The sequence below is a fragment of the Bradyrhizobium sp. ORS 111 genome, from assembly GCF_045571485.1.
GTDB lineage: Bacteria > Pseudomonadota > Alphaproteobacteria > Rhizobiales > Xanthobacteraceae > Bradyrhizobium.
Genome location: NZ_CP120701.1, coordinates 56,847 through 81,565, shown reverse-complemented (window position 1 = coordinate 81,565; position 24,719 = coordinate 56,847). Strand labels below are relative to the sequence as shown.

Annotated in this window: 19 protein-coding genes; 6 read left to right on the top strand and 13 right to left on the bottom strand. The window is 65.1% G+C overall.

What is annotated here, in order from left to right:
- Positions 1 to 152: 152 nt before the first annotated feature.
- On the top strand, positions 153 to 1,178 hold the full coding sequence (locus P6U30_RS00345) for a DUF2891 domain-containing protein (RefSeq protein ID WP_407167621.1): 1,026 nt from the start codon (positions 153 to 155) through the stop codon (positions 1,176 to 1,178).
- 163 nt (positions 1,179 to 1,341) lie between these two features.
- Here P6U30_RS00345 and P6U30_RS00340 read toward each other — a convergent pair whose 3' ends face one another.
- The 8 genes from P6U30_RS00340 to ubiE form a co-directional block, all read right to left on the bottom strand.
- Positions 1,342 to 2,064, bottom strand: a complete 723-nt coding sequence (locus tag P6U30_RS00340; RefSeq protein WP_407170642.1) for a nucleotidyltransferase family protein — start codon at positions 2,062 to 2,064, stop codon at positions 1,342 to 1,344.
- A gap of 180 nt (positions 2,065 to 2,244) precedes the next feature.
- Positions 2,245 to 2,565: a PilZ domain-containing protein gene (locus P6U30_RS00335; RefSeq protein ID WP_407167620.1), complete on the bottom strand. Its 321-nt coding sequence runs from the start codon at positions 2,563 to 2,565 to the stop codon at positions 2,245 to 2,247.
- A gap of 88 nt (positions 2,566 to 2,653) precedes the next feature.
- Positions 2,654 to 4,177: a tRNA (adenosine(37)-N6)-threonylcarbamoyltransferase complex ATPase subunit type 1 TsaE gene (gene tsaE, locus P6U30_RS00330; protein WP_407167619.1), complete on the bottom strand. Its 1,524-nt coding sequence runs from the start codon at positions 4,175 to 4,177 to the stop codon at positions 2,654 to 2,656.
- Positions 4,174 to 6,684: an ATP-binding protein gene (locus tag P6U30_RS00325; RefSeq protein WP_407167618.1), complete on the bottom strand. Its 2,511-nt coding sequence runs from the start codon at positions 6,682 to 6,684 to the stop codon at positions 4,174 to 4,176. The genes tsaE and P6U30_RS00325 overlap by 4 nt, the downstream gene beginning before the upstream one ends.
- Positions 6,685 to 6,953: 269 nt before the next feature.
- A complete protein-coding gene (gene dut / locus P6U30_RS00320) occupies positions 6,954 to 7,412 on the bottom strand; it encodes a dUTP diphosphatase (RefSeq protein ID WP_407167617.1) in 459 nt (152 codons plus the stop codon).
- Positions 7,409 to 8,833 (bottom strand): bifunctional phosphopantothenoylcysteine decarboxylase/phosphopantothenate--cysteine ligase CoaBC, encoded by a 1,425-nt coding sequence (gene coaBC, locus P6U30_RS00315; protein WP_407167616.1) that lies wholly within the window; start codon positions 8,831 to 8,833, stop codon positions 7,409 to 7,411. The genes dut and coaBC overlap by 4 nt, the downstream gene beginning before the upstream one ends.
- Positions 8,834 to 8,885: 52 nt before the next feature.
- A complete protein-coding gene (ubiB, locus tag P6U30_RS00310; protein WP_407167615.1) occupies positions 8,886 to 10,460 on the bottom strand; it encodes a 2-polyprenylphenol 6-hydroxylase in 1,575 nt (524 codons plus the stop codon).
- On the bottom strand, positions 10,457 to 11,218 hold the full coding sequence (gene ubiE / locus P6U30_RS00305; protein WP_407167614.1) for a bifunctional demethylmenaquinone methyltransferase/2-methoxy-6-polyprenyl-1,4-benzoquinol methylase UbiE: 762 nt from the start codon (positions 11,216 to 11,218) through the stop codon (positions 10,457 to 10,459). Before ubiE ends, ubiB begins: the two co-directional genes overlap by 4 nt.
- Before the next feature lie 163 nt (positions 11,219 to 11,381).
- Between ubiE and mutM the strand changes: the two genes are divergently transcribed.
- Entirely contained in the window at positions 11,382 to 12,287 is a 906-nt protein-coding gene (gene mutM, locus P6U30_RS00300) for a bifunctional DNA-formamidopyrimidine glycosylase/DNA-(apurinic or apyrimidinic site) lyase (protein ID WP_407167613.1), read from the top strand.
- 59 nt (positions 12,288 to 12,346) lie between these two features.
- On the top strand, positions 12,347 to 14,026 hold the full coding sequence (ggt, locus tag P6U30_RS00295) for a gamma-glutamyltransferase (protein WP_407167612.1): 1,680 nt from the start codon (positions 12,347 to 12,349) through the stop codon (positions 14,024 to 14,026).
- 553 nt (positions 14,027 to 14,579) lie between these two features.
- Here ggt and P6U30_RS00290 read toward each other — a convergent pair.
- Entirely contained in the window at positions 14,580 to 15,797 is a 1,218-nt protein-coding gene (locus P6U30_RS00290; protein WP_407165572.1) for an IS4 family transposase, read from the bottom strand.
- Between the two features lie 868 nt (positions 15,798 to 16,665).
- Complete coding sequence (locus P6U30_RS00285) at positions 16,666 to 18,027, bottom strand: serine protease (RefSeq protein ID WP_407167611.1); 1,362 nt, start codon at positions 18,025 to 18,027, stop codon at positions 16,666 to 16,668.
- Between the two features lie 225 nt (positions 18,028 to 18,252).
- On the opposite strand from P6U30_RS00285, the gene P6U30_RS00280 reads away from it, so the two are divergent.
- The gene (locus P6U30_RS00280) at positions 18,253 to 19,053 is read left to right on the top strand and encodes a HesA/MoeB/ThiF family protein (RefSeq protein ID WP_407167610.1); all 801 of its coding nucleotides are present in this window, start codon (positions 18,253 to 18,255) and stop codon (positions 19,051 to 19,053) included.
- Between the two features lie 215 nt (positions 19,054 to 19,268).
- On the opposite strand, the gene P6U30_RS00275 is transcribed toward P6U30_RS00280, so the two are convergent.
- Complete coding sequence (locus P6U30_RS00275) at positions 19,269 to 20,276, bottom strand: aldo/keto reductase (protein ID WP_407167609.1); 1,008 nt, start codon at positions 20,274 to 20,276, stop codon at positions 19,269 to 19,271.
- A 121-nt stretch (positions 20,277 to 20,397) separates the two neighbouring features.
- Between P6U30_RS00275 and P6U30_RS00270 the strand changes: the two genes are divergently transcribed.
- A complete protein-coding gene (locus tag P6U30_RS00270; RefSeq protein ID WP_407167608.1) occupies positions 20,398 to 21,309 on the top strand; it encodes a LysR family transcriptional regulator in 912 nt (303 codons plus the stop codon).
- Positions 21,310 to 21,980: 671 nt separating this feature from the next.
- Here P6U30_RS00270 and P6U30_RS00265 read toward each other — a convergent pair.
- Positions 21,981 to 22,985 (bottom strand): 2-hydroxyacid dehydrogenase, encoded by a 1,005-nt coding sequence (locus P6U30_RS00265; RefSeq protein WP_407167607.1) that lies wholly within the window; start codon positions 22,983 to 22,985, stop codon positions 21,981 to 21,983.
- A gap of 340 nt (positions 22,986 to 23,325) precedes the next feature.
- Between P6U30_RS00265 and P6U30_RS00260 the strand changes: the two genes are divergently transcribed.
- Positions 23,326 to 23,850, top strand: coding sequence for an SH3 domain-containing protein (locus P6U30_RS00260; RefSeq protein ID WP_407167606.1), 525 nt, complete (start codon positions 23,326 to 23,328; stop codon positions 23,848 to 23,850).
- Positions 23,851 to 24,031: 181 nt separating this feature from the next.
- Here P6U30_RS00260 and irrA read toward each other — a convergent pair whose 3' ends face one another.
- A complete protein-coding gene (gene irrA, locus P6U30_RS00255; protein WP_407149455.1) occupies positions 24,032 to 24,523 on the bottom strand; it encodes an iron response transcriptional regulator IrrA in 492 nt (163 codons plus the stop codon).
- Between the last annotated feature and the right edge of the window lie 196 nt (positions 24,524 to 24,719).

Below are 24,719 nucleotides of genomic sequence, written 5' to 3'. Positions count from 1 at the left end.
AAACAATAATGCATGCATAGATAATCTATTTCAACAATGATCTACGGGGCGCACGGTTGCTCCGCGACCTTCGCAGCGACGCAGTGTCCTATCTACATGACACCGTGCCTGATCGAGGTCATTGGTTGGCGCAGGCGAAAGGAGAATGCTTCATGGGTGCCCCAATCCTCACCGAAGAGCTCGCTGTCCGCTTTGCCCGTATCGCGCTCGGCCATGTCAGGCGTGAATATCCGAACAAGCCGGATCATGTGCTGGCGGGGCCGGAGGACGCGCGCACGCCGCGCGCGCTGCATCCGGTGTTCTACGGCAGCTACGACTGGCACTCCTGCGTGCACAGCTACTGGATGCTGGCACGGCTGCTACGCCGGCATCCGAAGTCAGAAGCCGCGGATGATATTCGCGCCCTGTTCGATGAGCAGTTCGTTGCGGAGAAGGTCGCGGCGGAATGCGCCTATCTCGCCGCTCCCACGGCGCGCGGCTTCAAGCGGCCCTATGGCTGGGGCTGGCTGTTGAAGCTCGCGGCTGAGCTCTCGGCGCTCGACGAGCGCCGATGGCGCCAACGAATTGCCCCTCTTGCCGAGATCTTTGCGCAACGCTTTCGCGATTTCCTGCCGCTCGCCACCTATCCGGTGCGGGTCGGCACGCATTTCAACACCGCGTTTGGCCTCCGCATGGCCGCGGACTACGCGACCGCGACAGACGACGACGCGTTGAGCTTCCTGCTGCGTGAGACTGCACTGCGCTGGTACGGCCTCGATGAAGACTGTCCCGCCTGGGGCGAGCCGAGCGGCGACGATTTCCAGTCTTCCGCGCTGATCGAAGCGGAATGCATGCGCCGCCTGTTGGCGCCGGACGCATTCCTGTCCTGGTTCGACCGCTTCCTGCCACGCCTTGCGCAGCACGAGCCTGCGACATTGTTCCGGCCAGCGACCGTCACGGACCGCACCGACGGCAAGATCGCCCATCTCGACGGGCTCAATCTCAGCCGCGCATGGTGCTGGCGTGCGCTCGCCGAAGCACTGCCCGAAGCGGATGCCCGCCGCCCGATCCTGCAGGATGCCGCACGCCGCCACCTCGACGTCGGGCTGCCGCATATCGCCGGCGACTATATGGGCGAACACTGGCTGGCGAGCTTCGCCGTTCTCGCCATCGATGATAACGGCCGCGGCTTCGGTTGACCTCTCCCCGTCGGGGAGAGGTCGGATTGCATCGTCAGATGCAATCCGGGTGAGGGCCCTTGCGCTCTCGATAGACCGTAACCCCTCACCCGATTTGCTGCGCAAATCGACCTCTCCCAAGGGAGAGGTGGCCTCCGCCGCTGTTTCGGATCAAGCTAGTGTTCTACGCGACGCTTTCCAGGTACGCCTCTTCCGCGGCCTGGATCGCATCGGGAGTTCCGACATGCATCCAGACGCCGTCGAGGCGCAGGCCGAACAGCCGCTCCCGTTCGTTGGCGCGGTCGAACATCTTGGTCAGCGAGAACTCGCCGGCGGGCGCATCGGCAAACAGCGTCGGCGACATGATTGCCGCGCCCGCATAGACGAACGGCACCACCTGGTTCTCGCGCCGCTTGCGCAGCGCGCCGTCAGGCAGCATCGCATAGTCACCGCGGCCGCCATAGCCGATGCTCGAGGCAGTCGGCGCCATCAGGAGCAGGATATCCATCCGCGCCGGGTCGAAGGTTTCCGCCAGCCGCGCCAGGTTGGAGCGCACGCCATCGATCCACATCGTGTCGGAGTTGACATGGAAGAACGGCGCATCGCCGAGCTGCGGCAACGCCTTGACGACCGCGCCGCCGGTGCCGAGCACCTGGTCGCGCTCGTCGGAGATGATCACGCGCGGGCGGCTGCGCGTCTTGACGTGATCGATGATCTGGTCGGGCAGGTAGTGCACGTTGACGACGGCCTCAACGACGCCGGCGGCGGCAAGCTTGTCGAGCACATGGTCGAGCAGCGGCTGGCCGGCCACGCTCACCAGCGGCTTCGGCTTCGTGTTGGTGAGCGGGCGCATGCGCACGCCGAGGCCGGCGGCGAGCACCATGGCTCTATGGGGGGTGACGGACATCTTCCGGACGTTCTCGGTCATCATCTCTCTGCGCCGATCATATCATGGCGATTCGGCAGGCACATCGATCAAACGCCATAGTCATCGGACATGACGGCCATAAGACGTCGATGGCGACTGGAACCCTTGTTTGAGCATGATCTTGTCGGAAAACCGCTCTCCACTTTTCCGGATCATGCTCTAAGCGTCGGCAGCCTGCGTGCCGCGCTTGGTTATTTTTTTCTTTTTGTCGCCTTGCTTCAGAAAATTGACGCCGATCTGGTCGCCGTTGACCCATGCCAGCTCGCAGCGGCGATAGGCCAATCCTGTGGACGACAGCAGCAGAAAGAATTCCTTCAGGTGCAGGCCCTCGATCGAGCCCTCGACGGTGAGCTTGGCTCCCGTCTCGGACACGTCCTCCATGACGCAGTCGCGCCGCCAGGTGCCGTCGATGCCCATCATGAACGCCGCAATGCCGCGCTCGAATGTGACACGATCGCCCCTGCGTCGTTCCGTCGCCATCGTGTGGTCCTGCTCCCGATGCGGCCGCTCCAAACACAACGCACAGCCAGGGCAACCTTAGGCGGCCGACGGCTAACAACGGGTAAACCTACGGTACCGGAGGAGGGACATTGGCCGCGTACCAGTCGCGGAGCGGCGCGAGCGACGGATGAGCCAGCGACCGGTTGAGGTAGGTCCAGATCCGCGGCTGGTGCTTCAAATAATGCGGCTTGCCGTCACGCCCGTTGAGCCGGGCGAAGGTGCCGAGCAGGCGTGTGTTCCGCTGCGCCGACATGATCGCATAGAGCGTGGCGAAATCGGCAGGATCGAAGCTCTCGTCGGTCACCCGTCGCGCCTTGATGTAGCGGGTGAGAAGTGAAAGCTCGAGCTGCTCGGGCACTTCGATCCGTGCATCCTGCAGCAGCGACACCACGTCATAGGCGGCGGGGCCAAGCAGCGCATCCTGAAAGTCGATAATGCCGACCCGCAGGATTCCGGTGCGTTCAGCGAGCCAGATGATATTCGGCGAATGGAAGTCGCGAATCACCCAGGTCTTCGGCGCCGCGGCAGGCTTCTCCAGCAGCGCGCGCCACATCTCGACGAATTCGGCGCGCAGCGCATCGCTTGGCTTGACGCCGCGGGCGGGCATGTACCATTCGAGCATCAGCCCGATTTCGATCAGCCAGGCGTCGACATCGAACACCGGCATGTCGTAGCTCGTGTCGGCTGTCAGCGGCAGCCTCGTCGGCAGCACCTCGCGATGTAGCGCCGCCAGCACGTCGGTTGCAGCTTCGTATCGCTCGACGATCGGCCGCGGTGGATCGCCCTCGACCACGCCGGCGTTGCCGAAATCCTCGGTGATGAGAAATCCGGACTCGAGATCGCTATGCCGGATCGCCGGCGCGGAAAAGCCCTGTTTGCGCAGGCCGTTTCCGATCGCGACGAATGGCCTGACATCTTCGGCGAGATGCACGGCCGCGCTGTAGGATTTGCCGTTATAGATCGGCGGGCCATCGGGACGCCGCGGCGAGTTCATCAGGATGACGCAGCCCTGCTCAGTGCGTAGCCGCGCGTAGGAGCGGGTCGAGGCGTCGCCAGGCATGCGCTCGCGCTTGGCGCCGAGATAGCCTGCCCCGTCGAGGAACTGGCGCAGCAGCTTGAGCCGTGTGACCTTGGCTGCGCCCTTGCCATGGCCGGTGATCTCGGCCGCGCGGGCGGTCGATCCCAGCGCCGGGCGATGGCTGAACGCGATGTCGATGCGGTCGCCGGGCAGCGCATCCGGCGCGCGCTCCGGCCACTCGATCAGCGCCATGATGTCGTCGGGCAGCGGCGACAGCCCGATCTCCTCGAGTTCGCTCGCATCGTTGATGCGATAGAGATCGGCATGGACCAGCGGGAACGAGGGCAGCTCGTAGCTCTGCGCCAGCGTGAACGTCGGGCTCGGCACTTCCAGCGTGTCGTCGGCGGCGAGATAGCGGATCAGCGCGCGGGCGGCGGCAGTCTTGCCGGCGCCGAGGTCGCCCGACAGCGTGATCACGTCGCCGGCGCCGATCAGCAGCGCGAGATCGGCCATCAGCTCGGCCGTCGCGGCTTCGTTCGCGAGCGCGACCGGGAATGTGGAGATCGCGATCATTCAGCGGCGTTGCGATGTGCGGTCTGGTCGACGGGGAAGTCGCAGGTCACGGTCGTGCCCTTGCCGACGGTGGAATCGACGCGCACCCGGCCGCCATGCAGCTCGACGAAGGAGCGCACCAGCGACAGGCCGAGCCCGGCGCCGCGATGCCGCGAGCCGTGGGAATGGCTCTCGAACCAGTTGAACACCTTGTCCTTCATCTCCGGCGGAATGCCCGGGCCGGCGTCGGTCACCGCGAATACCACGCTGTGCTCGTTCCGCCGCGCGCTGATCGTGACGGTGGCATCGTGCGGCGAGAAGCCGACGGCATTGGCGAGCAGGTTATAGAGCACCTGCACCACGCGCCGCTCGTCGCCGATGAAGCCGCCGATATTGGGCGCGATATCGACCCTGAGCGCGATCCGGTCGGTCGCAAGCCTGTCCTGGATGCCCTCGGCGGCCGCCTCGATCGCCCGGGCGATATTGATGGGGCCGAGCTCGAGCTTCATCGCACCGGCGTCGATGGTGGCGAGATCGAGGATGTTGTTGGTTAGCGCCAGCAGCGCGTTGGTCGATTTGGTGACGTAGTCGAGATATTCGGCCTGCTTCGGCGTCAGCGGTCCGGTCGAGGGATCGCTGAGGAAATGCGCGAAGCCGATGATGGTGGTGAGCGGCGCGCGCAGCTCGTAGGACACGTGGTGGACGAAATCCACCTTCATCTGGTCGGCCGCTTCCAACGCCTCGTTGCGCTCGCGCAGCGCGCGCTCGACATTCTCGGTGTCGGTGATGTCCTGGAAGGTGAGCAGCGTCGCGCCGTCGGGCAGCGGGATCGTCATGCAGTCCAGCACGCTGCCGTCCTTGCGCTCGAGCTTGAGCGCCACCTGTGCCCGGTTCTCGATCGCGGTGATCGATTCGCGCAAAGTGCGCCAGGTCCGCGGATCGTCATAGAGCGGCTTGCAGAGCGCTTCGACCGCCTCGATATGCGGCTCGCCGTTCAGCGCATCGGCCGACAGCTTCCACATCCTGGCAAACGCCGGATTGAACAGTTGCGCGCGGCCGTTGCTGCCGAACACCGCCACCGCCTCGGCGAGGTTGTCGAGCGTTTCACGCTGCACCCGCGTCAGGCCGTCATAGCGGCGTGCGAGGTCGAGGCTCTCGGTGACATTGTCGAACAGATAGGTGACGCCGCCCTCGAGGTTCGGCGTGGTGACGACGCTGACCGCGCGCCCGTCGGGCAGGAACCAGGTGTAGGTCTCGGATTCGACCGCGCGATAGGCCTCGTGCAGCTTGGCCTTCCAGGCGCGGAAGTCGGGCTGCTCGGGCAGCTTGCGGTCGGCGCGGAGCCGGTCGAGGATGCTGGAGTCGTCGGGATTGCTGTCGAGGAAGGCCTGATCGAGGCTCCACAGCCGCCGGTAGGATTCGTTGTAGAAGGTGAGCCGCCGGTTGGCGTCGAACACGGCGACACCCGAGGACAATTGGTCGAGGGTGCGCCGGTGCGCTTCGACCATCCGCGTCAGCGCCGCGCGCAGCGCCGCGGCCTCGCTGGCGTCGATTGCGATGCCCGCGCTGCCGCTGCCGAGCTTGAGCGCCTGCACGTCGTAGATCCGCCGCTCGCCGCTGACCACGATCGGCAGCCGCGCGGCGTAGTTCGCATTGTCGTTCAGGGCGCGCGCCAGTTCGCTGCGCTGTTCGCTCTCGAGCAGCTCGAGATTGCGTTGCAGCGCATCGGCGACGCTGTTGCCCTCGGTGGCGCGGACATAGGCCGCGTTGGCGTAGCGCAGATTGCCCTCGAGGCTCTTGGCCCAGATCGGCCAGGGCGCGGCCGCGGCGAACTCGCGCAGCAGCTCGGTCTCCTCCTGCAGCGCCTTGAAGCGCAGGTTCGATTCGGCGAGCTCGCGGCGCAGGCCGCCGAGCTCGCGGATCCGCACGATGGCCTGCCCGCCGATCGCGCGACCCATCGCCTCGATGCCGCGCCCGGCCGATGTCGAGAGGTTGAGCAGGAACGGCTCGCCCTTGTCGCGCAGCGCGTCGACGGCGCGATCCATCTGCAGCGCGGGCTCGGGCGGCAGCCAGGTCCCGAAGGCGAGGATGCGCTGCGGCGATCCCTCCTGCGACATCACCAGCGAGATGTCGCCGCTGATCTGCGGGCGGTTGTCGCCGGCGGCCCAGGAAATCAGCACCTGCGGCTCGGTGAACAGGAGCGCGCGCAGCCGGTCCGACTGTGACTGCAGGTCCGCGATCTCCGAGCGCAGTTGCTCTTCACTCCTGGTCGCGCGCAACCGGGTGCGCATCAGCAGGATCGCGGCAACCACGGAAAAGCCGACCAGCGCAAACGACGTCGCGAGAACCGCGACCTCCTGGTGATTGAGGCCGAAATGATCCGACATCGCCTGGACCAGGTATGATTCGGAGGCGAAGGCCGAGCGCGCCGGCAACAATGCAGTAGCGGCGAGTCCAATCATGCCGTCGCGCGCCAGTGAGGTGCATGACAGCAGGGTTCGACGCATCGCCGCGACTACGCCCGACATATGTTGCCCCAGAACGCACAACTCCCAGGCATGAGCCGGAAAAGCCGACCGGTCTTCCGTCGCAACGAACGCGTGGCGTTCGCGCGAGGATCATGCCCAAGCAGGACCAGAAAGCCCGACGAAGACCCCCCGTCGTGCTCGAATCAAGGCAGAATAGTCCCAACCGGACTCGGCGAGTAAGAGTCCAGACCGTGAACGCAAAATCCGCTGTGAAAAAATGCGCCGGCAGGACGAGTTTTAGGCGAAATGGCTCGGTATTCGCGCGGATGTTAGCGCCCGGTCGAGCCGAATCCGCCGCTGCCGCGCGCGGTTGCAGGCAGCACGTCGACTGGAACCAGTTCCGCCCGGGTGACGGGCGCGATCACCATCTGCGCGATGCGTTCGCCGCGCCGGATCGAAAACGCCTTCTCGCCGTGATTGATCAGCAGCACGTTGATCTCGCCGCGATAGTCGGCGTCGATCGTGCCGGGCGAGTTCAGCACCGTGATGCCGTACTTGGCGGCAAGCCCCGAGCGCGGCCGCACCTGAGCCTCGAAACCCGGGGGCAGTGCAATGGTCAGCCCGGTCGGGATCATCTCGTATCGTCCGGGCAGCAGGATGAGGGGCGCCGACCGCGGCACCGCCGCCAGCAGATCGAGCCCGGCCGCGTCAGCCGTCTGATAGATCGGCAGCAACATATCGGCGCCGTGCGGAAGCTGGTGGACCTCAACCTTGATGACGGCGCTCACGACGTTGCTCCTACGGTTCTTGCGATGCGCGACACCAGGGCGGCCGCGACCTCTTCCTTGGTCATGACAGGCCAGGAGTCGACGGTCACCTCCTTGCCCTCGCGCGCCAGCAGATGAACGGTATTGCGGTCGCCGCCCATCACGCCGGTCGCGGGCGAGACGTCGTTGGCGACGATCCAGTCACAGCCCTTGCGCGCGAACTTCGCCTTGGCATTCTCGATCAGGTGCTCGGTTTCGGCGGCGAAGCCGATCACCAGCGGCGGCCGCTTGTCCTTCAGCTTCGAGATCGTGGCGAGGATGTCGGGGTTCTCGACAAGCTGCAGCGGCGGCATGCCGGCCGCGGTCTTCTTCAGTTTCTGCGCGCCCTCATTGGCGACGCGCCAGTCGGCGACCGCCGCAGCAAAGATCGCAACGTCGACCGGCAGCGCCGCCTCGACCCGGTGCAGCATGTCGCGCGCGGATTCCACGCGCATCACGGATACGCCCGCCGGATCGGGCAACTCGACCGGGCCGGACACCAGCACCACCTCGGCGCCGGCCGCCCGTGCGGCGGCGGCGATGGCAAAGCCCTGTTTGCCGGAGGAGCGGTTGGCGATGTAGCGGACCGGATCGATCGCCTCATGGGTCGGGCCCGCGGTGATCAGCACGCGCTTGCCGGTCAGTGGACGCGGCTGCGGCGGCCGCAGCATGTGGTCGGCTGCGGCGGCGATCTCGGTCGGCTCGGCCATCCGCCCGACGCCGGCTTCGCCGGCTTCCGCCATCTCGCCGGCGTTGGGGCCGACGGTGTGAATGCCGTCGCGGCGGAGCTGCAGCACGTTGCGGCGGGTGGCCGGATTGTTCCACATCAGCGGGTTCATCGCCGGCGCGAGCAGGATCGGCCGGTTGGCCGCGAGCAGGATGGCGCTGGCGAGGTCGTCGGCATGGCCATGCGCCATCTTGGCCATCAGGTCTGCGGTTGCCGGCGCCACCACGATCAGATCGCACTCCCGCGCCAGCCGGATGTGGCCGGCGTCGAACTCGCTCTCGGCATCGAACAGATCGGTGTAGACCTGCTCGTGCGACAGCGCGCTGGCCGCGAGCTGGGTGACGAATTGCTGGGCCGCCTTGGTCAGCACGCAGCGGACCTGGATGCGCCGCTCCTTGAGCCGCCGGATCAGGTCTAGCGCCTTGTAGGCCGCGATCCCGCCGCCGATGATCAGGGTCACGCGGGCCTCGCCAGCCGCGCCGGTGGCGCGTGGGGCAGGAGCAGGGTCTTTGATGGGGCCAACGAGAGCCGCTTCAGCGGCCTCCGCACGGCCGTCCGCGAGCTCCCGGAGAATCACCCGGACCTCCTCCTCGACCGACCGTCCGTTCTTGGCGGACCGTAGCCGCAGATAGGCCTTCAGCGTGTCGTCGAGCTTGCGGATGGTCAGGCTCGCCATGGCATGCCTCCAAATGTGATATCAATGATATCACACGATGAATGCATTGCAATCACAGCCCTCGGATGCTGAAAAGGATTCCGATCAGGGCGAGGGCAATGACCCAAAGCCCGACGGTCTGCAGCCGCGCTTTGCGGGCCTCGGCGCGGGCCATTTCGTCGATGGTATCCGACGACAGCATGTGGCCTTCGCGTGTCATGGTCTCCAACTGCTCGAGCACCGTCATGGCACGGGTGGCGATGGAAGGCAGATTGGCGATGACGCGGCCGAGCTCGCCCGCGCCGGACATCGCGCCCTGGATGCGGCCGAGCGGGCCGAGATTCTGCGTGATCCATTCGCGCACCACGGGATCGGCGATCTTCCAGATGTCGAGCTTGGGGTCGAAGCCGCGCGCCACGCCCTCGACCACCACCATGGTCTTCTGCAACAGGATCAGTTCGGGCCGCGTCTGCATGTCGAACAGGCCGGTGACCTCGAGCAGCAGGGTCAATAGCTTCGCCATCGAGATTTCCTCGGCGGTCCGGTTGTGGATCGGCTCGCCGATCGCGCGAATCGCCTGCGCGAAATTCTCCACCGAGTGGTGTCCCGGCACGTAGCCCGCCTCGAAATGCACCTCGGCGACGCGGCGGTAGTCGCGGGTGATGAAGCCGAGCAGGATCTCGGCAAGGAAGCGCCGCTCCTTCAGCCCGAGCCGTCCCATGATGCCGAAATCCACCGCAACCAGGCGGCCGGTCTCGTCGAGGAACAGATTGCCGGGATGCATGTCGGCATGGAAGAAGCCGTCGCGCAGCGCGTGGCGCAGGAAGCTCTGGATCACCTTGCGGCCGAGATCGGGCAGATCGACGTTGGCCTGCGCGAGCCGCGCGTGATCGTTCAGCGCGATGCCGTCGATCCACTCCATCGTCAGAACGTTGTGGGTGGTGCGGTCCCAGTCGACTGCCGGCACGCGGAAATCCGGATCGTCGTTGGTGTTCTCCGCCATCTCGGACAGCGCGGCCGCTTCCAGCCGCAGGTCCATCTCCATCGCGACCGAGCGCGACATCGTGTTGATGACCTCGATCAGCCGCAGCCGCCGCGCTTCGGCGGAATGCGCCTCGGCATTGCGCGCGACGAAGAAGAAATCGCTCAAGTCACGGTGGAAGCGTGCGGCGACGTTCGGCCGCAGCACCTTGACCGCGACCTGGCGCCGGACGCCGTTTCGCTCGACCTCGCCGCGATGCACCTGGGCGATCGAGGCGGCGGCAACCGCAGGTCCCAGGCGGACGAAGACCTGCGACAGCGGCCGCTCCAGCGATTGCGTGATCACGGCCTCGGCTGCTTCCTGCGAGAACGGCGGCAGCCGGTCTTGCAGGCTTTCGAGGTCGCGCGCCATCACGACACCGACCACGTCGGGCCGGGTGGCGAGGAATTGTCCGAGCTTGAGATAGGCGGGCCCGAGCCGGGTCAGCGCGCGCGACAGCCGAGGACCGGACTTGGCGGAGCGGCGTTCGATCAGCCGCGCCAGCTTCAGCGCGAGTTGTCCGGGCGGCGGCACCAGCGACGGATCGACGACGCCGAACACGCCCTCGCGCGCAAACACGAAACCGGCGCGGGCGAGGCGCGCGATGTGGGACAGTGCAGAGATCACAAACGCCAGCCCGAATGCAACGCCACGATGCCGCCGGAGAGGCTCTGCCACTTCACGCGCGAGAAGCCGGCGGCGCCGATCATCTCGGCGAACGCACCGGGCCGGGGGAATTTGCGGATCGACTCGACGAGATATTGATAGGATTCGGCATCGCCGGTGACGGCGCGGCCGAGCGGCGGGATCACCTTGAAGGAGAACAGGTCGTAAAGCCGGTCGAGGCCCGGCACGTCGACGGTGGAGAATTCCAGGCACAGGAAGCGGCTGCCGGGCCGCAGCACGCGATAGGCTTCGCGCAGCGCGAGGTCGATCCGCGGCACGTTGCGGATACCGAACGCGATCGTGTAGGCGTCGAACGATCGGTCGGCGAAGGCCAGCGTTTCGGCGTTGCCCTCGACGAACGACACACGATCGTCGAGATGCTGCTTGGCGGCGCGCTCGCGGCCCACCGCCAGCATCTCGCCATTGATGTCGCAGACGGTCGCGTGGAAGCCCGCTCCGCCCTCCTTGGCGGCGCGGAATGCGATATCGCCGGTGCCGCCGGCGACGTCGAGCAGCGCAAACGGCGCATCGCCCTTCGGCGGATTGAGCGTCGTGATCATGATGTCCTTCCAGACCCGGTGCAGGCCTGCCGACATCAGATCGTTCATCAAGTCGTAGCGCTGCGCGACGCTGTGAAACACGTCGTTCACCAGCGTCTGCTTGTCGCTCAGGGGGACGTCCCTGAAGCCGAAATGGGTGGTTTGATCCGGCCGATCCATCAACTCACAACTCTTACCCGTTTTGGTCGCGTTTTCTTCACGCGAACCGGTGCCATCCCGCATCACGTGTGGGATAGGCTTCGCTCGAAAACGCTCCAGCCAAACCATAGCGCGGCGGCCGCAATGGCGCTATCACGTCACTTCCAAAAGGTGAATGCCTGCTATGCCGGAATTACCCGAAGTCGAGACCGTCCGCCGCGGCCTGCAACCGGCCATGGAAGGGGCAAAAATCCTCAAGGCCGAAGCCCGTCGCAAGGATCTGCGGTTTCCCTTTCAAAAGGACTTCATTGCCCGGCTCGAAGGCCAGACCGTGACCGGGCTCGGCCGCCGCGCCAAATACCTCATGGCGGACCTGACCTCCGGCGATGTGCTGCTGATGCATTTGGGCATGTCGGGCTCGTTCCGGGTGCTGAAGGGGACGGGCGCGGCTACGCCGGGACAATTCCACCATCCTCGCAGCGAGGATCGTGCGCATGATCACGTCGTGTTCCACATGTCGTCGGGTGCGGCTGTCGTCTTCAACGATCCGCGCCGCTTCGGCTACATGAAGATCATCGCCCGCAACGCGATCGAGGACGAGCCGCTGCTGAAGGGGCTGGGACCCGAGCCGCTCGGCAATGAATTCGACGCGGCGATGCTGGCGCGATCCTGTCACAACAAGAAGACCAGCCTGAAGGCGGCGCTGCTCGACCAGCGCGTGGTGGCGGGACTCGGCAACATCTATGTCTGCGAGGCGCTGTTTCGTGCGCATCTGTCGCCGCGGCGCCTGGCCGCGACGCTCGCAACCAAGGCCGGACAACGCAAGGGCGTTGCCGGGGGCGAGCCCACCGACCATGCGAGGCGGCTGGTCGATGCGATCCATCAGGTGCTCAACCAGGCGATCAAGGCCGGCGGCTCGTCGATCAGCGACCATCGGCTCACCAACGGTGATCTCGGCTACTTCCAGCACTCGTTCCAGGTCTACGACCGCGAAGGCGAGACATGCCGCACATCGGGCTGCGACGGCATCGTCAGGCGCTTCACCCAGAACGGCCGTTCGACGTTCTGGTGCCCGAAGTGTCAGAAATAGACTTGGGTCCAAGATCATCATTCCGAGGCACATCGGAAGCACAACAAGGGAACAGGATCATGAGCGGCAACTGGCGCGATCGCGCGGCAACGAGTTTCGAGTGCCAGAAGCTGCCGGCGACCAGCAGCCGCGGCATGGTGGTCAGCAACCATCCGCTGGCGTCGGCCGCGGGCGCCGAGATGCTCGCCGCCGGCGGCAACGCCATCGATGCCGCGATCGCGACCCTGTTCACACTCACCGTGGTCGAGCCGATGATGGTCGGCATCATCGGCGGTGGTATGGCGCATATTCGCCTCGCCGATGGCAGCCACCGCTTCATCGACGGGCAGAGCACGGTGCCGAAGGCGGTGCGGCCGGACACCTACACCTCGAAGCCCGGTTCGGCGCATGACGTGTTCGACACCGTCGGCAACGAGAATCTCAACGGGCCGAAAGCGGTCGCCGTGCCGGGCTCGCTGAAGGCCTGGTGCGAAACGCTGCGCCGCTTCGGCACCATGAGCCTCACCGACGTGATGCAGCCAGCGATCAAGCATGCCGCGCGCGGCTATGCGGCGACGCCTTACTTGCACGAATGCATCAGCGACGGCGCCGAGGAGATGCTGAAGGACAAGCCGATCTCGGCGATCTATCTGCCGAATGGCGAGCCGCTCAAGCCAGGTGAGCGCGTGGTGCAGGCGGAATATGCCGAGACGCTTAGATACATCGCCGACCATGGCGACAACGCGCTGTATCAAGGGCCGCTCGGCGACATCCTGGTCGACTACATGACGAAAAACGGCGGCTTCATCGCGCGCGAGGACCTTGCGAGCTACAAGACGGTCGAGCGCGCGCCGATCCGCTGCGATTACCGCGGTTGGGAAATTCTGGGTCCGCCGCCGCCCGCCGCCTCCGGTGTGCACATCACGCAGATGCTCAACATCCTCGAAGGCTACGACATCGCCCGGCTCGGCTTCGGCACGGCCGAGACCATCCACTATCTTGCCGAGGCGCTGAAGATCGCCTTTGCCGATCGCGAAGCAGCAAGCGGCGATCCCGCCTATGTCAACGTGCCGGTGGAGCGGCTGACCTCGAAGGCCTATGCCGAGGAGCGCCGCCGCGCGATTAATTCCGCGTCCGCGCAGGCCTGGGGCGCCGGCGTTTCGCAGCTCGAAAGCGCGCATACCACGCACATGACCGCTGCGGACGCGATGGGCAATGTGGTTGCGACCACGCAGACCATCAACAATCTGTTCGGCGCCAAGATCCTGATTCCAGGCCTCGGCACCGTGCCGAACAACTACATGAACCTGTTCGATCCGCGGCCGGGACATGCGCTGTCGCTGGCGGCGGGCAAGCGCGTCACCACCTCGATGTCGCCGATGATGGCGCTGCGCGACGGCAAGCTCGCTTACGCGCTCGGGCTGCCCGGGGGAAAACGCATCTTCCCGAGCGCGATGCAGGCACTGATCAACCTGATCGATCACGGCATGAGCCTGCAGGAGGCGGTCGAAGCGCCGCGGGTCTGGACCGAAGGCAACGCGCTCGAGGTCGAGCAGGCAGTGCCGGAGACCGTCCGCACAGCTCTCGCAGCCAAAGGTCGCAAGGTGCAGGTGGTATCGACGGTCGCCGGCGGCATGAATGCGATCCAGTTCCACCGCGACGGCACGATGTCGGGCGCTGCCTGCTGGCGCGCCGACGGCACGCCGATTGGCATTGCCGGCGGGCTCGCCCGCGCCGGCGTGCGGTTCGCGCTGCGGTGACACCGACTACGCTGTTTGACAGGTTGAAGCGAGAACCACCCCACTGTCGTCCTGGCGAAAGCCAGGACCCATACTCCGCAGCTTGTGTTGTGACAGGGACTCGTCGTTCCGACATCGCATCACAAGCGATATTCGTGGTTATGGGTCCTTGCTTTCGCAGGGACGACGGCGGTGTGTGCGGAGACCGCCTCGTGACGAACGCAAAGCTGCATCCTCCTCCACAACTGTCGTCGCCAGGCTCGGGCCGGGCGATCCAGGACGCCGCGGTTTCTCGGCTCTATCGCAACTGTCTCTGGAATGCTGGATCGTCCGCCGGAGCCTGTCATCGGGCGTGCATTCGCGCTATCAGGTGGCGGACGATGACGGCTTGAGTCATTTCCTGACGCAGATCACGCGGACGACGGCGGCCCTGGCATCCGTGAACCGTCCCCACCGTCGTCCTGGCGAAAGCCAGGACCCATACTCCGCAGCTTGTGTTGTGACAGAGGCTCGTCGTCCATCGCATAACAAGCGATATTCGTGGTTATGGGTCCCTGCTTTCGCACTATGGCATCTACACGTTTGCGGTGCCGTATACGAGGATTTGGAAGCGAGCCATCCCGATGTGGAAGGTGATTGGTCCAGGTGGGCGATGCGAGGCGTAGCCGGTCCATCCGCCGAGCTTTGCGATGATCCACGCCGCCCAGGCGACAGTGTTGGGGCGATGGTGGTTCTTCTGGAGCTCGGTGCGGCCTTTCAGGGTTTTATTGATGGCCTTGAGCGCGTCGATCTCGTCCGGCGTGAACACAAATTCGGCCGGCAATTCTTCACCGCCATTGCGGGCTTGGACAAGCTGGATGACGAGACATGCCACTCTGGTGGCGATCGCCACCAGTTTGATCAGGCCTTCAGCGCTGTCGAGCTGACTATCCTCGATGCGCAGACCCTGGCTCTTCAGCGAGCGGAAGAGCTGCTCGATGATCCAGCGCTGCTTGTACCAGGAGACGATCCGCCAGGCATCGGCGGCGGTGGCGACCGGATGGGTGGTCAGGAGCAACCAATGAATGGGCTGGGCGCCCTTCGGGGGGTGCAACTCGACGACTTCGACGAAGCTGACTTTGACGCCCTCCGCCAAGTCTTTCACGCCGGGGCGCTGCGGCCGTTTGAGCACAACGGTTCCAAAGCACATGGAGAGGTGGGCCTGGCGAGCGCTGCGATCCATCCGCTGCGGCAGATCGATCACCGCCTTGCCGCAGAAGCCGGCCCGCCCGACTGCCTGATAAAGCGTGCCGCCATCGACCAGCGCATGGTCGTGCATGGCGCGCGACAGAAGGTGGACATTGTCAGCGGGCGTCAGCGCCCAGTGGGCGAAGAAATCTCCCTCGCGGTCGTTGACGACGGTGATCATACCAGCTGCGGCCAGAACATCGCGGCCTTGCTCAGCGGTCGTCACCCAGCGCGCCGACTCCTTGTCGGCCAAGGCTCGCTTCTCGTGAGCGATCTTCGCCGTGCGCTTGCGCGTCCACACCTTGCCGCCAGTGAGCCCGAGACAGACCCCGCTGTCGGCATCGACTGCCATCATGGCATGCAGCAGCACGCCACGCGCGTTGCCTTTGCCGACCTTGCCCAAGCCGCGCCGATGTCCCGGACGGGTGTGGAACTTGATCTCGCTGGTATCTTGGATTGCCAGCACATGTCGCCCGCTGACCGCGGCTGACGTCTGCAGGCTCCAGCCTTCAACCAGCTTGTCGGTCGTGACCCGTGGATTGTTCACAAACCGCCAGAACGCCATGTTCGCAGCCCAGTCGCCCTGCGCCATCTGGCGCAAACAGACGTTGCGCGTGCAAAGCACAGCCCGGAGAAGCGCCGCCCCCTTTTATCAAGGCGAACGTCTCCAAACTTGCCAAGGGACAAATCCGGTTCCTGCTGCATCTCTGGCGCTCCTTCGAATCAAAACGCCAGACAGAGAATCATACAAGTCGCTGCGGCGACCGCACATCATGCCGTCCCGAGTCAATCTGTCGCGCCCCAAAGATGTGTAGATGCCCTAGTGCTTTCGCAGGGACGACGGCGGTGTGCGCGGAGACCGCCTCGTGACGAACGCAAAGCTGCCTCCTCCTCCACAACTGTCGTCGCCCGGCTCGACCGGGCGATCCAGTACGCCGCGGTTTCTCGGCTCTATCGCGACTGTCTCTGGAATGCTGGATCGTCCGCCGGAGCCTGTCATCAGGTGCGCATTCGCGCTATCAGGTGGCGGACGATGACGGCTTGAGTCATTTCCTGACGCAGATTACGCGGACGACGGCGGCTCGGGCAACCGAGAACCGTCCCCACCGTCGTCCTGGCGAAAGCCAGGACCCATACTCCGCAGCTTGTGTTGTGACAGGGACTCGTCGTTCCGACCTCGCATCACAAGCGATATTCGTGGTTATGGGTCCCTGCTTTCGCAGGGACGACGGCGGTGTGAGCGGAGACCGCCTCGTGACGAACGCAAAGCTGCATCTCCTCCACAACTGTCGTCGCCCGGCTCGACCGGGCGATCCAGTACGCCGCGGTTTCTCGGCTCTATCGCAACCGTCTCTGGAATGCTGGATCGTCCGCCGGAGCCTGTCATCGGGCGCGCATTCGCGCTATCCGGTGGCGGACGATGACAGCTTGAGTCATTTCCTGACGCAGATTACGCGGACGACGGCGGCCCTGGCATCCGTCGAACCGCCTGACGCCGCCACGTCATGCGCCTTCAGGAAGCCGCGCACTGTATCTGCCGGCACCAATGCGGCCTGCGTCGGAGGTGTCGCGTTCGCGGCGCCGGCAACCTGCACTGGCTTCAGCAACGCGATGCCGGCAAATCTGCCGTCGTCATCGAGCGCAGCGGCGCCGGAGAAGCCGGCAGCCGGCGCCGGTGACAGCGCCGCATCGTCCCCGCCGCCGAGCTGCGCTATGGATGCCTTCACGCTGGTAACCTCCGTGCCGCCGCCCTGGTTTTGCGGATCGGCGATGCCGGTGACCTCGAGCGCCGTCTTGGTCGCGTTGCCAGCGACATTGAGCGGCTTCAAGGCGCGCGCGCCATAGATGCGCAGCAGCGCCAGATCGTGCTCCTTGTCCTCGGCGATGCGATCGGCTCTGCCATGACCCGGGATCGTCAGCGCGATGCACTCATCTGTTGCCACGCGGTCGGCGACGATCGCGCCGTCGTCGCTGACCACGATGCCGGTGCTGTATTCCACGGTCTTGCGCGGCGGTGGTCCGATCTGCACGCCGGCGGGGAATGCGTTGAACGCGCTCGACATCGCGATCACTGCCGGCTCGACGGTATTTTCGGTCGCCTGGTCGTAAAGGATGGTGAGGATGCGAACCTCGTCGCTCCTAAACGTGCCGCGCAGATAGAACTTCTTCAGCCCCTGCATGCCCGACAGCACGAAGAAGTCCGGCTTCACCACCGTGTAGTCGATGGTGCGGCCGGCCGGCTCCTTCTTTTCCCGCTCGGCGAGCTTTGCCGTGGTCGGGCTCGCTTCCTTGCGCCGCGTCAGCAGCACCTGGATGGTGCCGGTCGGCGACGACCATTTGGCGCCCGAGGCATCGTTCGTGAGTTGCGGCACCAGCTTTGTGGGAATGCCGAGCCGTGCCCCGGTGGCCGGCTCGGTGACGATCTTCCAGCCGACATTCTCCCGGCGCCGCCGCGCGGTGTCGGCGAGCACGCTACGCTCCTGCGGATTCAGCACGCCGGTCGGCTTGCCGCCGCGGCCCTTCTGGAATTCCTTGATCGCGTTGACCATGCGCTCGCTGACGTCGCCGGTGATGGCGCCGTTATATTGGCCGACCCAGGCGAGGTCCGATTGCAGCGCCAGCCGCTCGGCCTGCGCCATCGCATTCGCGGTATCCTCCGGCTTTTGCAGCGGGGGGCGGATCGGCACGGTCGTCATGGATTTGGGCTTGGTGCCGGGCGTCGATGGCGGCGTCATTTGGGCATGCGCTGTGCTCATGGCCACGGCCATCAATGTTGCCGAAAGCACCGATCTCATGACAAATCCGCAAGGGATGACTGATACCATTGACGTCTAGGCAATTAAGCACATCTGCTTGGTCGGCAACAGCCGCGCCCGGTTCAGGGCGTCAACCCCTTATCCTGAGGAGCGGCGCTAGCCGCGTCTCGAAGGATGAGGCTACGGACCGGGCCTCATGGGTCGAGACGGCGCTGTGCGCCTCCTCACCATGAGGGTCGCGATGACGAGGGATTTGTTCGAACGATGCTGAGCGCCGAAGAACTCGAACGCTATGCCCGCCATATCGTGTTGCGCGAGGTCGGTGGGCCCGGCCAGAACGCGCTGAAGCAAGCCGCCGTGCTGGTGATCGGCGCGGGCGGTCTCGGGGCACCGGCGTTGATGTATCTGGCAGCGGCGGGCGTCGGCAGGCTCGGCGTGATCGATGACGACATCGTGTCGCTCTCCAACCTGCAGCGCCAGATCATCCATGCGACACCTGACGTCGGCAAGCGCAAGGTCGACAGCGCGGCCGCCCAGATCCACGCGCTCAATCCGCACGTCAGGTTCGAGGCGCATGCCGCGCGCCTCGACGCCAAGAATGCGATGACGCTGCTTGCGGATTACGATCTCGTGCTCGACGGCTCCGACAATTTCGAGACCCGCTATCTGGTCTCCGATGCCTGCTTTCTCGCGCGCAAGCCGCTGATCACCGCGGCGCTCGGGCAGTTCGATGCCTCGTTGACCACGATCCGCGCGCACGAGAAGAATGCGGACGGCGAATTCAATCCGACCTATCGCTGCCTGTTTCCGGAGCCGCCGCCGCCGGGCACCGTGCCGGCCTGCGCCGAAGCCGGCGTGATGGGCGCACTCGCCGGCATCCTCGGTTCGATGATGGCGCTGGAGGCGATCCGCGAGATCGTCGGCTTCGGCGAAAGCCTGGTCGGACGTCTCTTGATGGTGGATGCGCGCGCCATGCGGTTCGAAACCCTGCGCTACACCCGCGATCCGCAGAACCCGCTCAATGGTGATGCGCCCAGCATCACCGATTTGAGCGGGCATCGGTAAGATTCAGACGTGATGAGATCAGGCTGAACTGGATCGGCAGCGGAGGTTCACCTCTCCCTTGGGAGAGGTCGGCGCGTAGCGCTGGGTGAGGGGTTACAGTCCCTCGGTAGCCCTGCGGCCCCTCACCCGATTTGCTTCGCAAATCGACCTCTCCCCGACGGGGAGAGGTGAAGGAAGCGCATCGTCGAACCGATTCGATCCAAACTCATCTTGCTCTAGGACGCCTTCGCCGGGCGTTCGCTGTCCATGTGGCGGAGGTGCTCTTCCGGATAGCGCCCTCCGGCCGCCGCGCCGGGCGGAAACGCCTTGGCCAGCGCAGCGAGATGCGCCTCCGTCAATTTCACGTCGAGCGCGCCGAGCGTTTCGGTCAGTCGGTCGCGCCGCCGCGCACCGACCAGTGGCACAATGTCCTTGCCTTGCGCTGCGACCCAGGCGATCGCAACCTGCGCCGGTGATGCGCCGATCTCGGCGGCGATCGCGCGCAGGCGATCGGCGAGCGCCAGATTGGCATCGATATTGCCGGCCTGGAAGCGCGGGCTGTGCAGACGAAAATCCTTGGCCTCCGCCCGGTCCTTCGACCAGTGCCCGCTGATCAATCCGCGCGCCAGCACGCCATAGGCGGTGATGCCGATGTCGAGCTCGCGGCAGGTCTTCAGGATGTCGCTCTCGATGCCGCGCGAGATCAGCGAATACTCGATCTGCAGGTCGGCGATCGGATGCACCTTGTGGGCGCGGCGGATGGTCTCCGCGCCGACCTCGGAGAGGCCGATATGCCGGATCCAGCCGGCCTTGATCATGTCGGCCATGGCGCCGATCGTCTCCTCGATCGGCACGGCGGGATCGAGCCGTGCCGGACGGTAGATGTCGATGTGGTCGACGGCGAGCCGCCGCAGCGAATAGGCGACGAAGGTCTTCACCGCGGCGGGCCGGCTGTCATAGCCGAGGAAGCCGTTATTCGGATCGCGCAGCGCGCCGAACTTGACGCTGATCTGCACATTGTCGCGGTTCCTGCCCCTCAGCGCCTCGGCGATCAGCATCTCGTTGTGACCCATGCCATAGAAGTCGCCGGTATCGAGCAGCGTGACGCCGGCATCGAGCGCGGCGTGAATGGTGGCGATGCTCTCGCTGCGGTCGGCGGGGCCATAGAAATCAGACGTGCCCATGCAGCCGAGGCCGATCAGCGAGACGGCAGGGCCGGTGGAACCGAGTTGGCGCGTATCCATGATGGTGCTCCTCGAAGGTCGCGGACGACGGTCCGCCATGAAGTGGTGCGGCCGATATGCGCCCGCTACCTTCCGCCGATAAGCTGGACAATGCCGAATAGCTTGTTCACTATATCGAACAATGGACGATTTCGACCTCCGCGACCTCGACGCCTTCGTGGCGGTGGCGCGCACGCGCAACTTCCGCCGTGCCGCGCTTGAGCAACGCGTCTCGGTCTCGAGCCTGAGCCAGCGGCTGCGCGACATGGAGGAGCGGATCGGCGTTCGCCTGATGAATCGCACCACCCGCAGCGTCGCGCTCACCGAAGCCGGCGAGCTGTTGCTTGCGCGGGTCGGGCCGGCGATGGCTGTGGTCGGCGATGCGCTCGACCAGGTGCGGGGGCTGCGGGCCGAGCCGTCCGGCCGCTTGCGGATCAACGCGCCACCGCCGGCGGTCGATCTGGTGCTGGCGCCGATGGCCGCGCCGTTTCTCGCCAAATATCCGCAGGTCGATCTCGACATCGTCGCCGACAGCGCCTTCGTCGATATCGTCGCGCAGGGCTTCGATGCTGGCGTGCGCTACGGTGAGCACCTTGCGCAGGACATGGTCGCGATTCCACTGGGCGCGCCGCAGCGCTACGCGGTGGTGGCTTCGAGCGGCTATGTCGCAAAGCACGGCCGGCCGATGCATCCGAAAGATCTGCTGAAGCACGCCTGCATCCGCACCCGCTTCGGCAGCGGCGCGATGTTCGATTGGGAGTTCGAGAAGAACGGCCGCGTGGTCAAGGTGTCGCCGCCGGCCAAGCTGATCGCGACCTATCTCGGCCTCGCGTTGCGCGCAGTCCATGATGGCGTCGGCTACTGGGCGACGTTCGAGGGCTATGTCCACTACGGCGTCAAATCCGGTGCGCTGGTCAGCGTGCTCGACGATTGGTGCCCGCCGTTCCCCGGGCCATTCCTGTACTATCCAAGCCGCCGCCAGCCGCCGCCGGCACTCGCTGCCTTCGTGTCGTTCGTCGCCGACTGGCGCAAGCACGCTCGGCAGAAAAAATAGGGCAGGCTGTCTTCACATCGTCGTCCCGGCCTCGAGCCGGGACCCATAACCACAGCCCTCGCAATGACGAAGGCTGGAGCTCCAGCTCATTCCAACCGTTATCTTCGGTGGTTATGGGTCCCTGCCTTCGCAGGCCTTCGCAGGGACGACAGCGAATATGGATCTTACGGTGCCGTAGCTCGGATTTCACTTCGCTCCATCCGGGCTTCTGATCTTCCCCTTCCCCCTGAAAGGGGGAAGGTCGGGATGGGGGTCAGCCGCGGGCGATGCTGCGTGCGGAGAGAGCAGATCCCCGCCCGCTTTGCTCTGGCGAGCAAAGCGACCTCCCCTTTTCAAGGGGAGGTCGAGCCACGTACCCCGGACGTCGCTGCGCTCCATGCCGCCCGGCTCCTTTGCATGGGGTTGTTTTCGATAATTTGGCAGCGAGCCTCTGCGACGGCATCGCCCCGTAGCCCCGATAAAGCGAAGCGCAATCGGAGCTACGGATCTATCTTCCCCTTCCCCCTGAAAGGGGGAAGGTCGGGATGGGGGTCCGCCGCAGGCGATGCTGTATGCGGAGAGAGCAGATCCCCACCCGCTTTGCTCTGGCGAGCAAAGCGGCCTCCCTTTTTCACGGGGAGGTTTGAGCCGCGTAGCCTGGATGGAGCGAAGCGCTATCCCGCTACGAATTCCTACAGCATGCTCGGTAGCACGCGATCCGGCGGCTTGTGATTGTCGAGGAAGGTCCGGATATTGATGATGACCTTCTCGCCCATCTCGACGCGGCCTTCGATGGTGGCCGAGCCCATATGCGGCAGCAGCGTCACCTTGCCGGCCTTGGCCAGCCGCACCAGCTTCGGGTTCACCGCGGGCTCGTGCTCATAGACGTCGAGGCCGGCGCCGCGGACCTCACCGGCTTCGATCAGCTTGATCAGCGTGTCCTCGTCGATCACCTCGCCGCGCGCGGTATTGACGATATAGGCCTCCTTGCGGATCAGCTTGAGCCGTCGGGCCGAGAGCAGATGGTAGGTGGCCGGCGTATGCGGGCAGTTCACCGAGATGATGTCCATCCGCGCCAGCATCTGGTCGAGGCTTTCCCAGTAGGTCGCGCCGAGCTCATCGGCGATGACGGGGGCCACCGGGCGGCGGTTGTGGTAATGGATCTGCAGCCCGAAGGCGCGGGCGCGGCGCGCCACCGCCTGGCCGATGCGGCCCATGCCGATGATGCCGAGCCGCTTGCCGCCGATGCGGTTGCCGAGCATCCAGGTCGGCGACCAGCCCGCCCAGTGCTGCCTGCCTTCGGTCAGGATCGAGGCGCCCTCGATCATGCGCCGCGGCACCGCGAGGATCAGCGCCATCGTCATGTCGGCGGTATCCTCGGTCAGCACCTTCGGCGTGTTGGTCACGGTGATGCCGCGCGCATGGGCCGCTGCAACGTCGATGTTATCGACGCCGTTGCCGAAATTGGCGATCATCTTCAGCTTGCAGTCGGGCTGATTGATCACGTCCTCGCGGATCAGGTCCGTCACCGTCGGCACCAGCACGTCGGCGGTGCGCATCGCCTCGGCGATCTGCTCCGCCGTCATCGGCGTGTCGTTCAGATTCAATCTGGCATCGAACAATTCGCGCATCCGGGTCTCGATCGAGTCCGGGAGCTTGCGGGTGACGACGACGAGAGGCTTCTTCTTTACCGACATGTCCTGCTCTCATGAGGGGCCGCGGCGCGCCAAAATTCGCGCCGTTCAGACCTCATTAACCCGGTTGTTCGACACTGCTGATAGCCGCGCTGTCCCGGCGTTTCCTTCGCGTTTCCAAGGGTTCCCCGATACTTACCCGGCAGTTGCCGGCGCAAATTCGGGCGTTCTGGTTCTTCGGCCGTTCCGTCCTCTCTAGCAGAAGGCCGGGACAAGACAAGAACCCCTCGGAAGCGCGGGGCGCAAGGTGTGCGCAGCGCCGGCACGGGGCCTGAGCTTCAGGCGTGGGTTTGGTTTGCTGCTCGCCGAATGCGAGTTGGTCATCTCGACAGGAGACGAGTTGATGTTCTGGCGTTTCGGTTCGTTGGCGGCGCTGGTCGGGAGCATGCTTGGCGCGTCGATCATGCCGGGACATACGGCCAAGGACATGAGCCCTACCACCAGCGGACTGCCGATCCCACGCTATGTCAGCCTGAAATCCGACCACGTAAACGTCCGTGCGGGGCCGACCAAGGACAACGACGTCGCCTGGGTCTACACGCGGGCCGGGCTGCCGGTCGAAATCACCGCCGAGTTCGAGAATTGGCGCAGAGTGCGCGATTCCGAAGGCGCCGAAGGCTGGGTCTATCACTCCCTGCTGTCAGGGCGCCGCACCGCTGTCGTCACGATGAAGAAGAAGGACGATCTCGCCTCGCTCTACGATCGCCCCGATACCACGAGCGCGGTCGCGGCGCGGCTGCAGGTCGGCGTCGTCGCGCAGGTCAAGAAGTGCGCCAACAACTGGTGCCGGATCACCGGCAACGGGTTCGACGGCTGGATCGAGCAGCAGCGCCTGTGGGGCGTCTATGCCGACGAAAAGGTGGACTGACGAGAACATCCGCTCGTCATCGCCGGGCTCGACCCGGCGATCCATCAAAAGAGAGCATTGATCGGAACGATGGATGCGCGGGTCCCGGCTACGCCAACGGGCTTCGCCGAGGCTTAGTTGCTTGGCTCGCCGAAGCTTTAGCGGAGGCGGCAAGCCCGCGCATGATTGGCGTTGATTGAGATCAGCGCTTCTTGCGCAGCCGCACGACCATATCGACGCGGGCGATCTCATATCCCTCGGGCACCTCAGGCATCTTGGTCAGCACGAGGTTCGGGTCGGGAATATCGACCAGCTCGTGATTGTGCTCGAGATAGAAGTGGTGGTGCGCCGACACGTTGGTGTCGAAATAGGTCTTGGTGCCGTCGACGCTGACCTGACGCAGCAGCCCGGCATCGGTGAGCTGGTTGAGGGTGTTGTAGACGGTCGCCAGCGACACCGGAACCTTGGCCAGCGTAGCTTCCTCATACAGCATTTCAGCCGTCAGATGCCGGGCGCCCTTGCCGAACAGCAGCCAACCCAGCGCCATGCGCTGGCGGGTCGGCCGAAGGCCCGCAGCCTGCAGCATCTCGTTGACGTCGTGCCACGGACAGCCGGTCAGGGCCGGATGATGCCCGCCGCTCCGTGCAGCCGGGTGCACGGCGTCATCGTTCGAAACCGATAATTCCTCGTTCATGTCCACTCTATGCACCTAACCCGGGCGATATTCCTAGGAAATATAAAAAGGATGACCATCAGATGCAAGTTTTTCGCAACTAGAACGGATCCAAGGTAAACCCGGAACCCCATGGAGAAACGGCGATTTATCCCCGGAATGCGGCTTTGCCGCTCCGGTGACGCTATGTTAGACAGCGCGCGGACCACATATGCGC